We start from the raw sequence: 13,004 nt of genomic DNA on the forward strand, positions 1-13,004 counted from the left end.
TTTAGCCAACTTGACCGAATGATCCAATGGTTAAAAAAGACACTGCAAGCACAGTGTCTTTATAAACCTTTAAATAATAAGTGCTACAAAAGAAAAGGAGTGGGCTTTGGGGTGTCTTTATTAGAAGGAGGTAAAATAGGCAGTGTGATTTGGGGCTGATCGCCTGTGAGCGTTTCTAAAAATTTAACAACATCGCCAGTGTCTTTTTTAGAGAGCTTTTTGCCTAACTGAATATCAGCCATAATAGTCACGGCCTCATCTAATGTCCAAATGCTCCCATCATGGAAATAAGGGTAGGTGAGTGCAATATTTCTTAATGTCGGCACTTTAAAGACATTTCTGTCGCTGATTTTCCCCGTTAATGCTTGTCGACCTATGGCTGGATTACTGGTATTGAAGGGTTTGATTAGACCCATTTTCATGTACATATTGTTGCCAACGGCTGGCCCATTGTGGCAATTAACACAGCCTACCTCTTTGAATATACGATAGCCATTAACGGCATTGGCAGATATGGCTTGTTGGTTACCCAGCAAATATTGATCAAATGGGCTATTGGGGGTCACCAGTGTTTCTTCAAAAGCCGCAATCGCATCTGTAATAGAATCAATATTGATGGTTTTATTATCAAATGTCTTTGCGAATAGCGCTTGATACTCTGGAATAGAGGCAATGGTCTTGACTGCCAATGTATGGGTTGAGCCCATTTCTTTTGGATTGGAGATTGGCCCTCCGGCTTGCTCTTTAAGATCTTTTGCTCGTCCGTCCCAGAATTGGGCGATGTTATAGCGAGAATTGAGAACAGTAGGGGAGTTAATGGGACCTTGCTGCCATTGATCGCCAATGGACGTCGCTAAAGAATCGACACCTGCTGTGGCTAAATTATGGCAAGAATTACAGGAGATATAGCCTGATTTTGATAATCTTGGATCGAAGTATAACATTTTCCCCAGTTCAACTTTATTAGGATCGTTAATTTGAACGGGCTCAATAATACTGATGGGCTCTTGAGCTAAACACGCTGGGGTGGCAAGTATCGCGGTGCTCATGGCAAGGATAAGTCGTAAAGGTTGTTTCATAAGTGCTCACATTCTTGTTGATGAAATAAAATTCCCTATCCACATATGTTCATTTTCAACATGACGGTGTTGAAATACGACAAAACAAATGGTTGTTAATTTAAAGCTGGTTTATTCATGCGGTTATGATTTAAAAGCAAGTGCCTTTTTCAGCACCTGATTGTATGGAGGTTATCTTTTGAGTCACTTATCTCGAAAGATAACCTGTATTTTTATATAGCGTCAGCGCTAGGCTATTCTGTTGTCACAATAGAACAGAACGCTTTATAGGTTTGGTCCCGCATTGCGGATATCCTCTGATACTCGATACTGTTTGAAGTTGTCTTGGAAACTCAAGGCTAAGGCATGTTCAAATTCAGCATACTGATCTTTATCTTCCCAAGTTTCAATGGGATTTAATAATTGCTTACTAACTCCAGACACTGATAATGGCACATGCAAGTTGAGCTTTTCTAAGTGTTGCGTTTCAGTTTCTTTGAGCTCCCCACTCACAATGGCGTCAATAATGGCTCTTGTCGTTGGAATGTCAAAACGTTTACCGACACCGTGAGGCCCCCCTGTCCAGCCTGTGTTTACAAGGTAAACTTGGCTATTGAAAGACGCTATGCGCTCCATGAGTAATTCGGCATAAACACTGGCGGGTCTCGGAAAAAATGGCGCGCCAAAACACGTTGAAAAAGTCGATTGTATTGCTGAGGTTGAACCCACTTCTGTTGAGCCTACTTTAGCGGTATAACCAGAGAGAAAGTGATAGGCTGCCTGTGCTTTGGTTAATTTGGATACCGGTGGTAACACCCCTGATACATCGCAAGTAAGGAAGACCACAGCATGGGGTTCATTACCTCTATTTTCTAATTTTCGCTGTTCAATATGCTCAAGCGGATAAGCGACGCGGGTATTTTCAGTTAGGCTACTATCTTGATAATTTGGTGTTTTATTTTCATCAAGCACCACGTTTTCGAGTACTGCGCCATGACGGATCGCATTCCAAATAACGGGTTCATTTTTTTGGCTTAAATCGATGCATTTAGCATAACAACCGCCTTCAATATTAAAGACGCCTCCAGCCGCCCAGCCATGTTCATCATCACCAATCAATAAGCGTTTGGGATCGGCCGATAGTGTGGTTTTTCCTGTGCCTGACAATCCAAAAAATAAGGTGGTATCTCCCTGATGTCCCACATTTGCTGAGCAATGCATCGGCAAAACTCGATGTTCTGTTAGTAGGAAATTTTGCACAGAAAACATGGACTTTTTCATTTCACCGGCATACTTTAAGCCTGCGAGTAATATTTTTCGTTCAGCAAAATTAATGATCACGGCTGCATCGGAATGCGTATCATCTCTTTTGGGATCACAATTAAAACCCGGTGCATTAATAATTTCCCAAACGGGTTTATTTTGTGCATTGAATTGGTCTGGCACGATAAACAGGTTTCGAGCAAAAAGTTGATGCCAAGCATATTCTGTTGTCACTTTTAGTGGTTGATAATGTTCGGGATCGGCGCCAACTTCTAAATCGGAAACAAAGGTTTCCTTATCGCTTAAATAGGTTTCTACTCTTTTCCATAAGGCGTTAAATGCTTCTGGATCAAAGGGACGATTGACTTTCCCCCAATCGATATCATTTTCGGTAGAGGGTTCTTTAACGATGAATCTATCATTAGGAGAGCGACCTGTGCGTGAGCCTGTTCTGGCTATAATCGCGCCTGTTGAGGTGAGCTCTCCTTCATTACGTTTGAGTGCAAAATCAATTAACGCTTGTGCCGAGAGGTTAAGGTGTTTGCGGTTGATTCCGTCCGCCATAGGGATAATCTCCGTTTGTTATACAATGAGGTACTGATCTTTGTTGTCAGTTTATGGTCGAAATTGATTGTAACTTAGGCGATAGAAAATAGGTGAGCAGAAATTGAAAAAAGTGATATAAAGGCACAATGAATATGCCTTTATTTCAAGGTTGATATTTTTTATTGTTTATTTTCAGTATATTGAATATCTGAGAAGATAGCTTCAATATCAATGCTATCGAATGTGTATTGGGTGTTGCAGTATTCACACCCCATTTCAATTTTCCCTTGTTCTTTGATAATGTCATCAATTTCACTTTTAGCAATACTGCGAATGGCCTGTGCACTTCTTTCTTTAGAGCAGCGGCAATTAAAGCTAACTTTCATTGGTTCAAAGAGCCTAATGTCCTCTTCATGATATAAACGATGTAAAACTGTTTGAGTGTCTAGAGAGAAAAGTTCTTCAGCTTTAATCGTATCGGTTATCATGCTTAAATGCTCAAATGCATCATTTTGTTCTGTTTCACTTGGCAAGACTTGTAATAACATACCGGCTGTATGTTGGCCATTGGCAAATAGCCACACTTTTGTGGGTAATTGTTCCGATTGAGAGAAATACGCTTCGAGGCATTGGCTTAAGCTGGGTTTGTCTAATGCCACGACACCTTGATAGCGCTCACCTTCTTTGGGAGTGAGGGTGATGACCATGTGCCCTTGGCCAAAGAGTTGCTGTAAGTTGTCACTGTCAGGAAGGGTATCAGAAAATCGTGCCACCCCTCTTAACTGTTGTTTATCATCACCATTGATGACTGCTAATGATACAGGGCCATTACCTTGAAGTTGCACACTAATGTCGCCTTCAAATTTTAGCGTAGAAGTTAATAACGATGTTGCCGACATTAATTGCCCAAGTAGATTTTGAATGGCTACAGGGTATGGGTGTGCGGCTAATATCGCTTGGTAACTTTCTTCAAGTTGTACTATTTGACCTCTCACATCTACATTCTCAAATAAATAGCGATGTAATGTATCTTTATTCATTCTACAATCTCTTTTTCTTTATCAATTAACTTTCTTTAAATCGTATGAGTTGGCGGCGCTGTTTCTTATCTGGCTTCTGCGCGGGAGCTGGGTTGTTAAGAATATTTAATCTTCTTGCTTCGGCATAGGTTTCACGTTTAGCGGCACTCTCTGCGGTTTCTGAGTATAAGGTTTGAGCGATAGTGGCTTTTTGTCGATTTTCAGAGAGTTGAATGACAACAATTTCTTTTTCGTCAAAACCTTGTCGCAACCTGATTTTTGCTCCAATTTCCACCAGTTTGCTGGATTTGGCCCGTTGACCGTTGTAATGCACTTTTCCGCCATTGATCATGTCTTTTGCTATGGCCCTGGTCTTATAAAATCGGGCCGCCCAGAGCCATTTATCTAAGCGAACTTGCTGTTCTGATTTATTCATTTCTAACATAAAGTATCACAATTTGTTTAAAATCATGTAAAATAAGGGAAAAGTAATGATCACACTGAGAGTGTTTATTCTTGTGTATTTGAAATATTAAGATTCTGTATGTATTTCGCACTTGTATTAAGACTGTCAAGGTAGCATATTTGAACGTTTTGCGCCAATATTGCTCGCGTTATGGGCTTGTTGCTATTAACTGTCTAGGTTAGCATGGTGGATTAATTGCTAAATTAACGTAAACAAAGTCGAGGCCTATAAATAAGAGGGGCCAATTAATTATGGATTTACTAGATACGATTTTTACAAAAATAGCTAAGATACCCCAAAGGCCACTTAATAATATCATTTTTTGGTCTGGCATGTTATTGAGTTTATCTTTACTCGCACAAATTACGTGGAAAATGGTACCCAGTACAAGTTCGGCAGTTAACTGGCAACCTATTCCAGTGGAGATCAGCAGTGCAGGTAAAGTTAATGTTAAAGATATTGAGAGATTGGCATTATTTGGTCAGTATACGGCTGAAGCGGAAGATAAGCCAAAAGAGAATGTGGTCGAGCAGATAACCGATGCACCTAAAACAACCTTATCTATCCAACTAACAGGGGTGGTGGCTTCCACAAGAGAAAAGCAAGGTTTGGCTGTTATCGCCTCAAGTGGCGGACAAGAGACCTATAGTCTGGGAGATAAAATTAAAGGGACATCGGCTTCCCTTAAAGAGGTTTATGCGGATCGCATCATTATTACCAATAATGGTCGCTATGAAACCTTAATGCTTGACGGTTTGAAGTATGAAGCACAAGGACAAGCGAATAAACAGCTACAGAAAGCGAAGACGAGTAATGATGTGCGAAAAATCGATCATAGAACAAACAAGGCCGTTTCTCAAAGGTTGAAAACGTCTCGAGATGAGTTGGTTTCCGATCCTGGGAAAATTACGGATTATTTATCAATCTCACCTGTTAGAAAGGGAGGTGAACTTCAAGGGTATCGCCTAAATGCAGGAAAAGATAGAGCTTTATTTGCAGAGTCTGGATTGAAACCTAATGATTTAGCGAAATCGATTAATGGCTATGATTTGACTGATATGGGGCAAGCATTAGAAGTCATGTCGTCGTTACCCGAGTTAACGGAAATGTCGTTAATGGTAGAAAGAAAAGGACAATTAATTGAGATCATGTTTAGTTTGCCTCAGTGAAGAGGATCAGTTTAAGAGTAAACGATATTTCATGCTGGATTAATGAAGAATATAATACGCAATAATAGTATAAGCAGATAACATTTTTTTGTGCGTTCAAATGAAAAGTGTAAGCATTTCATTGGTGCTTTTTGGTCATTTGACAAGGTGTTTGGGGCGCACGTTTAGAAAAATTTCAGGGGAAGGTTGATGATAGATAAGAAAAGTATTAAGCGAAGCTTAGTCGCTGGACTCGTGATGGGCGCAGCGTTACTAACCCCATCGCTTGCGTGGTCTGAGCAATTTGCCGCGAATTTTAAAGGCGCAGACATTGAAGAGTTCATCAATATTGTCGGCAAAAACCTGAACAAAACCATTATTGTTGATCCCACTGTTCGTGGAAAGATTAACGTTCGAAGTTATGACTTACTGGATGAAGAACAGTATTATCAATTTTTCCTGAATGTATTGCAGGTATACGGTTACGCGGCCGTTCAAGTTGAAAATAACATCATTAAAGTTATCAAAGATAAAGACGCTAAAACGGCCGCGATTAGAGTCGCTGATGATGCGTCGCCTGGTATGGGCGATGAGATGGTGACTCGGGTTGTGCCTTTGTATAACACCGAAGCGAAATTATTGGCGCCGTTATTACGTCAGCTTAATGATAATGCTGGTGGTGGTAATGTCGTGAATTATGACCAATCTAACGTATTGATGATTACGGGTCGTGCCGCCGTTGTTAATAAATTGGTCGACATAGTGCATCGTGTGGATAAGCAAGGCGATACCACAGTTGAAGTGGTGAACCTAAAGTTTGCTTCAGCCAGTGAAATGGTGCGTATTATTGAAAGTTTATATCGTACCACGGGTAATCAGGCCCAGCTGCCTGGGCAAGCCCCTAAAGTGGTTGCCGATGAGCGTTTAAATTCGGTTGTGGTGAGTGGCGATGAAAAAAGCCGTGAACGTGTGGTGAGCTTAATTAAGCAATTGGATGCGGATCAGGCCACTACAGGTAATATTAAAGTACGTTATTTGCGCTATGCTAAGGCCGAAGACTTAGTTGAAGTATTAACAGGGTTCGCTCAAAAACTGGCTGATGAAAAGTCTAAGACTAAATCGAGTGCGGGAAGTAGTCAGCGCCGCAACGACATTAATATTATGGCCCATACTGATACCAATGCTTTAGTGATCAGCGCCGAGCCTGATCAAATGCGAACACTTGAGAATGTTATCGATCAGTTAGATATTCGCCGTGCACAAGTGCTGGTCGAGGCCATTATTGTCGAGGTGGCCGAAGGGGATAATGTGGGCTTTGGTATCCAAATGGCCAGTGCTCTAGGAGGGGGAACTCAGTTTAATAATATTGGTCCAACTATTGGGGAGATTGGTGCCGGTGTGTGGGATGCTCAGCCGACTAAAGCCACTCAAACTTGTACAATAGGAACCACCAATCCAGTCTGTACAGATAATCCCGAGGTTTTGGGCGATATCACGACTTTGGCTACTGCACTCGCTAAAGTCAATGGCATGGCGTGGGGGTTAGCGGCAGGGGACTTTGGCGCATTGGTTCAAGCAGTATCCAGTGATACCACATCTAATGTGTTGGCGACACCATCAATCACGACCCTTGATAACCAAGAAGCGTCTTTTATTGTGGGTGATGAGGTGCCCGTTATCACAGGCTCTACAGCGAGCTCTGACAACAGCAATCCGTTTCAGTCCGTTGAGCGTAAAGAGGTGGGGGTAAAACTGAAAGTGACGCCACTTGTGAACGAAGGCACGTCGGTAAAACTGATTATTGAGCAGGAAGTGTCTGGGGTTAACGGTAATACCAGTGTGGATGTGACTTTTTCGACACGGCGTTTAACCACCACTGTGATGGCGGACTCGGGTGAAATTGTGGTGCTGGGCGGCTTGATTAACGAAGAAGTACAAGAAAGTGTGCAAAAGGTGCCTTTCTTAGGGGATATCCCTTGGCTTGGGCAATTATTCAGATCGTCTTCAAGTAAGAAAACCAAGAAAAATTTGATGGTCTTTATTAAGCCGACCATTATTCGAGATGGCATGACAATGCAAGGGATCTCAGGGCGTAAGTACAATTACTTTAGAGCCTTGCAGTTAGAGCAAGACGACAAAGGCATTAACTTAATGCCAAATAGCAGTGTTCCTGTGCTGCCTGAGTGGAATATGAGTGAGCATGTTGGGCCTGAGGTGAATGATATATTAGAGCGTTATAAGCAAGGCCAAGGGTTAGATACTCGCATGCGCGAAACGAATTCAACCTTAAGAACGATTACTGAAAATAAAGAGAAAGATAAGCAAGAGGCGGCCGCAGAAGCAGAGGCTAAGATTAAAGCGGCTCAAGAAGCAGTTGATGCTGAGCAAAGTGGATCAGGTGGAAGTAATGCAAACTGAAGAGTTAATGCAGGCGACAAATGAACTTGAGATGTCGGTTGAGACCGAAGTCGATGAAACGCTTTATTCCAACAACAAAGAGCGGTTATCTTTTGCTTTTGCTAATCGTTTTAGCTTGGCATTAGATAAAGCTGAAGAGGGTAAATTAACCTTATTTCATGTGGCATCGACGCCTTTTGAGGCATTACTGGAAGCGAGACGTTATGTGGGAAAAAATGTCCCGCTTAAACAGCTTGAAGACAGCGAATTTGAAGCTAAATTAACTCAGGCTTATCAAGCCAATTCATCTGAAGCGCAGCAAATGATGGAAGACATTGGCAATGAAATGGATTTGTTCACACTGGCTGAAGAGTTGCCGCAAACAGAAGATTTGCTTGAGGGGGATGATGATGCCCCCATCATTAAGCTTATTAATGCCTTGTTGTCTGAGGCAATTAAAGAGGAAGCCTCTGATATTCATATTGAAACCTATGAAAAGCAATTGATTGTTAGGTTCAGAGTGGATGGAGTATTAAAGGAAGTTCTCAAGCCAAACCGTAAATTGTCTTCATTACTGGTATCGCGTATTAAGGTAATGGCACGCCTTGATATTGCTGAGAAACGTGTTCCGCAAGATGGTCGTATATCCTTACGTATTGGTGGCCGCGCTGTGGATGTGCGGGTCTCAACTATGCCATCGAGTCACGGTGAACGTGTGGTGCTGCGTTTATTAGATAAGAACGCTGGCAACTTGAATCTAGTTCAGCTGGGGATGACAGAAAATGTTCGTGTCCAATTCGATGATTTAATCAGGCGTCCTCACGGTATTATTTTGGTGACAGGCCCAACGGGCTCGGGGAAAAGTACCACGCTTTATGCTGGCCTGACGGATATTAATTCTGTTGACACCAATATTTTAACCGTTGAAGATCCCATAGAGTATGAACTGGAGGGTATTGGTCAAACTCAGGTGAATACCAAAGTTGATATGACTTTTGCTCGTGGCTTAAGAGCGATTTTACGTCAAGATCCCGATGTGGTCATGATTGGTGAGATCCGTGATTTAGAAACCGCGCAAATCGCTGTACAAGCCTCTTTAACGGGTCATATGGTAATTTCAACCTTGCACACCAATACCGCATCAGGGGCTATCACGCGTTTACAGGATATGGGGGTTGAGCCTTTTCTTGTGTCTTCAAGTCTATTGGGCGTGTTGGCGCAGCGGCTTATTCGTACCTTGTGTAATGACTGTAAAGAAGAGCATTTGCCTGATGAGCGTGAGCGTGAATTATTAGGCATTGAGATTAGTGATACACAAACTATTTTTAGAGCCAAGGGCTGTAAATCATGTGGTTATAATGGATATCGAGGCCGTACCGGTATTCATGAGTTATTGACGGTAGATGATCATGTTCGTGGACTGATCCATGATGGTCGCGGTGAGTTGGCCATTGAAAAACATATTCGTAAAACAGTGCCGAGTATTCGCATTGATGGCATGAGCAAAGTCATTGCGGGCAAAACCACCCTCGAAGAAGTATTACGCGTGACCCGGGAGGAATAATCAATGCCAGCATTTGAGTACAAGGCATTAGATAATAAAGGTAAGCAACAAAAAGGGGTTGTTGAGGCCGACACGCCTAAGCATGCGCGTTCACAATTACGCGAATTACGCTTGATGCCGCTAGAAATTACCGCCGTTGCCGAAAAAGAAGCTAAACAAAAATCCAAAGGGGTTGCGTTATTTAAGCGGGGGATTTCTGTTGCTGAACTGGCATTGATCACTCGTCAAATATCGACCCTTGTGGCTGCGGGCTTGCCTATTGAAGAAGCGCTTAAAGCTGTTGGGCAGCAATGTGAAAAAGATAGGCTTGCCAGTATGGTGATGGCAGTTCGTTCGCGTGTCGTTGAAGGGTATACATTTGCCGACTCGTTAGCCGAATTTTCACATATTTTTGATGATTTATATCGTGCTATGGTGGCGTCAGGCGAAAAGTCAGGATATCTCGATGTTGTGCTCAACCGTTTGGCGGATTACACCGAACGTCGTCAGCAACTGAAAAATAAAATGATGCAAGCCATGATTTATCCTGTGGTGTTAACGGTGGTCGCTATTGGCGTCATTGCTATTTTGTTAGCGGCTGTTGTGCCACAAGTCGTTGGGCAATTTCAGCATATGGGCCAAGAACTGCCTTGGACCACAGAATTATTGATTTCATCCTCTGATTTTATTCGGGACTATGGCCTGATAGTATTGGGGGTACTGATTGGCTTTTTTGTCATTGCAAAAAGGTTATTGCGCATCGATAAGTATCGTATGAGGTACGACTCATTGTTATTGCGATTACCTGTGGTGAGTAAAGTCAGTAAGAGTCTTAATACAGCGCGTTTTGCAAGAACATTAAGCATTTTGACGGCAAGTTCAGTGCCCTTATTGGATGCGATGCGAATTGCCAGTGATGTGTTGGTGAATGTGAGAGTGAAGCAAGCGGTAGAAGAGGCGACAGCACGTGTACGCGAAGGAACGGGGTTAGGGGCCGCGTTAGGTAATACGAAGCTTTTCCCGCCCATGATGCTCTATATGATTGCATCAGGAGAAAAAAGTGGTGAACTCGAGAACATGTTGGAGCGGGCAGCAGATACACAAGATAGAGAGTTCGAATCAAATGTGAATATTGCTTTAGGTGTGTTTGAGCCTGTATTGGTTGTCAGTATGGCGGTGATAGTCTTGTTTATTGTTCTGGCTATTTTACAACCTATTTTAGAGCTTAATAACATGGTGAGCCAATAAATTAAATTAAGTAAGTGGTTGACTTAAAATACGTTAACCGCACAATCTTTGAGGGAGTTGTTCATGCAAAAACGAAATAAGCAAAAAGGTTTTACCCTATTAGAGGTCATGGTGGTTATCGTGATTTTGGGGATCCTTGCTTCTATGGTTGTTCCTAATTTGATGGGAAATAAAGATAAAGCGGATCAGCAAAAAGCGGTGTCTGACATAGTGGCTTTAGAAAATGCCTTAGATATGTATCGTTTGGATAACAGTATTTATCCAACGACTGAGCAAGGTTTAGAGGCCTTAGTTCAAAAGCCGACGATTTCACCAGAGCCTCGTAACTATCGTCCAGATGGTTATTTGAAGCGTTTACCTCAAGATCCATGGCGTAATGATTATATGCTACTGAGTCCTGGTGAGCATGGAAAAATAGATGTCTTTAGTGCCGGTCCAGATGGCCAAGCGGGTACTGAAGATGACATTGGTAATTGGAATCTACAGCAGTATCAATAATATGACTATGTTGCGCCAAAAAGGCTTCACTTTAATGGAAGTGTTGCTGGTTGTTTTGCTCATGGGGCTGGCAGCGGCAGCTGTCACTTTGAGTATGAGTGGAGCAGGGAAAGATCGTGCTTTAGAAAAAACGGCGCAACAATTTAAGCAATCGGTTGAGTTGGTACTCGATGAAACGGTCATGAGCGGTGATTTTGTCGGTATTGTCGTGGAACCCAATCATTATCAATTTGTTTTGTATGATGAGGGTAAATGGCAGCCATTGAAAAATGATCGTTTATTAGGCGAGCGAGAAATGGATCCCGGTGTTGAAATGACATTGGTCGTTGAAGGCTTACCTTTAGTGCAGGATGATGAGGAAGAGACGAGTTCCTGGACCGGTGATGGTCCATTTATTGAAAAAACCGATGAAGAGAAGAAAAAATTCCCCGAGCCACAGATCCTTTTATTTCCAAGTGGTGAAATGTCGGCATTTGAACTGACTTTTTCCGGTCGAGATGATTCGGATAACTACATTGATGTCAAGGTTATTGGTGATGCGTTTGGCCGCATTGTATTAGGTAGGGATGATGATGAGAAATAAAAACGGCCTTGATTTTCATGGCATGCTCATTTTAGCCCATGCCTTGCCCTATCTTCTTGCTTTTTTTCTCTTGTATGATGTAGGGAGCAAGTGATGAGAATGCGTCGGTCGACTTTGAGTCATATGAAAGGTATGACATTACTTGAAGTCATTGTGGCTTTGGCAGTGTTTTCTATTGCGGCAATTGCAATAACGAAAAGCTTAAGCGAATTAATCAGTAATATGCCCATTTTAGAAGAGCGAACATTAGCGCAATGGGTGGTCGATAATCAGCTTGTAGATGTAAAATTGAGTACGACTTTCCCCGATGTAGGGCGCAAGGATGGACAAACCACATTAGCAGGCAGAGATTGGTATTGGCGCCAGCAAGTGATTAAAACCGATGATGATAAGTTTCGATTGGTGAAAGTGAGTGTGAGTGATACTGATAACTTCAAACGGACTATCGCAGAAGTGAGTACTTATGTATTTAATGACTCAAGCGATAGCAGTGGCTCAAATGACTCGAATTAATCATCAGCAAGGTTTTACGCTTCTTGAGATGCTCATTGCCATTGCGATTTTCGCCATGATTGGGTTGGCATCGAATACCGTGTTACATACCGTGATGCTTAATGATGAAAGCACGCGAGATTTTTCTGCCAAACTCAAAGCGATGCAGCAAGGCTTTGGCATGATTGAGAGAGATTTTAATCAGATGGTGCCTCGTACGCCAAGGTTGTTTGAAGGGGGAAGAGGGAGTACGGTGTTTCAAACTGGCAGTGATATTTTAGATTCAGAATCCGAAGCCATGGTTTTTTTCCGTTTAGGCTGGCTAAACCCTGATGGGATGTTACCAAGAGGGACATTGCAGTCGGTTGCTTATGTCGTTAAAGAAGGTAATTTAGAGCGTTGGTATTACCCTTATCCTGAGCCCGAGATGGGGGCTGAGCCCATCAAAACCGTCGTGATGAAAAATGTGATATCCGTTGAGTACTCTTTTTTTGTTGACGGTAAATGGGAGCGGAAAGTGGATGCAAGCACATTGCCACAAGCTATTAGCATGCAAATTGAATTGGAAGGCTTAGGCAAAGTGATGCGGAAATTTTTATTAGTTGATGCAATGCCAGAAACAGACAATTCATCAAATGGCTCCGGTTCAAATGGTTCTGGTTCAAATGGTTCTGGTTCAAATGGCTCTGGTTCAAATGGTTCTGATTCAAATGGTTCTGGTTCAAATGGCAGTAAGGGATAGC

12 protein-coding genes are annotated in these 13,004 nt (G+C 42.3%); 8 read left to right on the top strand and 4 right to left on the bottom strand.

The features are described from left to right. Nucleotides 1–83: 83 nt before the first annotated feature. From Q0779_RS19355 to hslR, 4 genes are all read right to left on the bottom strand, one after another. Nucleotides 84–1,049: a cytochrome-c peroxidase gene (locus Q0779_RS19355; RefSeq protein ID WP_298775225.1), complete on the bottom strand. Its 966-nt coding sequence runs from the start codon at nt 1,047–1,049 to the stop codon at nt 84–86. A 294-nt stretch (nt 1,050–1,343) separates the two neighbouring features. Next, complete coding sequence (locus Q0779_RS19360; RefSeq protein WP_298775188.1) at nt 1,344–2,885, bottom strand: phosphoenolpyruvate carboxykinase; 1,542 nt, start codon at nt 2,883–2,885, stop codon at nt 1,344–1,346. 161 nt (nt 2,886–3,046) lie between these two features. Beyond that, nucleotides 3,047–3,907 carry an Hsp33 family molecular chaperone HslO gene (gene hslO / locus Q0779_RS19365; protein ID WP_298775190.1) on the bottom strand — a complete coding sequence of 287 codons (861 nt, stop codon included), beginning with the start codon at nt 3,905–3,907 and terminating at the stop codon, nt 3,047–3,049. A 25-nt stretch (nt 3,908–3,932) separates the two neighbouring features. After that, nucleotides 3,933–4,322 carry a ribosome-associated heat shock protein Hsp15 gene (hslR, locus tag Q0779_RS19370; protein ID WP_298775227.1) on the bottom strand — a complete coding sequence of 130 codons (390 nt, stop codon included), beginning with the start codon at nt 4,320–4,322 and terminating at the stop codon, nt 3,933–3,935. 281 nt (nt 4,323–4,603) lie between these two features. Between hslR and gspC the strand changes: the two genes are divergently transcribed. From gspC to gspJ, 8 genes are all read left to right on the top strand, one after another. After that, nucleotides 4,604–5,521 carry a type II secretion system protein GspC gene (gene gspC, locus Q0779_RS19375; RefSeq protein ID WP_298775192.1) on the top strand — a complete coding sequence of 306 codons (918 nt, stop codon included), beginning with the start codon at nt 4,604–4,606 and terminating at the stop codon, nt 5,519–5,521. Between the two features lie 192 nt (nt 5,522–5,713). Beyond that, a complete protein-coding gene (gspD, locus tag Q0779_RS19380; protein ID WP_298775230.1) occupies nt 5,714–7,918 on the top strand; it encodes a type II secretion system secretin GspD in 2,205 nt (734 codons plus the stop codon). Beyond that, nucleotides 7,890–9,461 (top strand): type II secretion system ATPase GspE, encoded by a 1,572-nt coding sequence (gene gspE / locus Q0779_RS19385; RefSeq protein ID WP_298775231.1) that lies wholly within the window; start codon nt 7,890–7,892, stop codon nt 9,459–9,461. The genes gspD and gspE overlap by 29 nt, the downstream gene beginning before the upstream one ends. A gap of 3 nt (nt 9,462–9,464) precedes the next feature. Further along, on the top strand, nt 9,465–10,688 hold the full coding sequence (gspF, locus tag Q0779_RS19390) for a type II secretion system inner membrane protein GspF (RefSeq protein WP_298775194.1): 1,224 nt from the start codon (nt 9,465–9,467) through the stop codon (nt 10,686–10,688). Nucleotides 10,689–10,751: 63 nt separating this feature from the next. Beyond that, a complete protein-coding gene (gene gspG / locus Q0779_RS19395; protein ID WP_298775195.1) occupies nt 10,752–11,186 on the top strand; it encodes a type II secretion system major pseudopilin GspG in 435 nt (144 codons plus the stop codon). Beyond that, a complete protein-coding gene (gspH, locus tag Q0779_RS19400) occupies nt 11,149–11,769 on the top strand; it encodes a type II secretion system minor pseudopilin GspH (protein WP_298775196.1) in 621 nt (206 codons plus the stop codon). Before gspG ends, gspH begins: the two co-directional genes overlap by 38 nt. A 93-nt stretch (nt 11,770–11,862) precedes the next feature. Continuing rightward, on the top strand, nt 11,863–12,282 hold the full coding sequence (gene gspI, locus Q0779_RS19405) for a type II secretion system minor pseudopilin GspI (RefSeq protein ID WP_298775198.1): 420 nt from the start codon (nt 11,863–11,865) through the stop codon (nt 12,280–12,282). Continuing rightward, the gene (gene gspJ / locus Q0779_RS19410; RefSeq protein WP_298775200.1) at nt 12,233–13,003 is read left to right on the top strand and encodes a type II secretion system minor pseudopilin GspJ; all 771 of its coding nucleotides are present in this window, start codon (nt 12,233–12,235) and stop codon (nt 13,001–13,003) included. Before gspI ends, gspJ begins: the two co-directional genes overlap by 50 nt. Nucleotide 13,004: the final 1 nt, after the last annotated feature.

The sequence above is a fragment of the uncultured Shewanella sp. genome, assembly GCF_947491715.1.
Classification (GTDB): Bacteria; Pseudomonadota; Gammaproteobacteria; order Enterobacterales; family Shewanellaceae; genus Shewanella.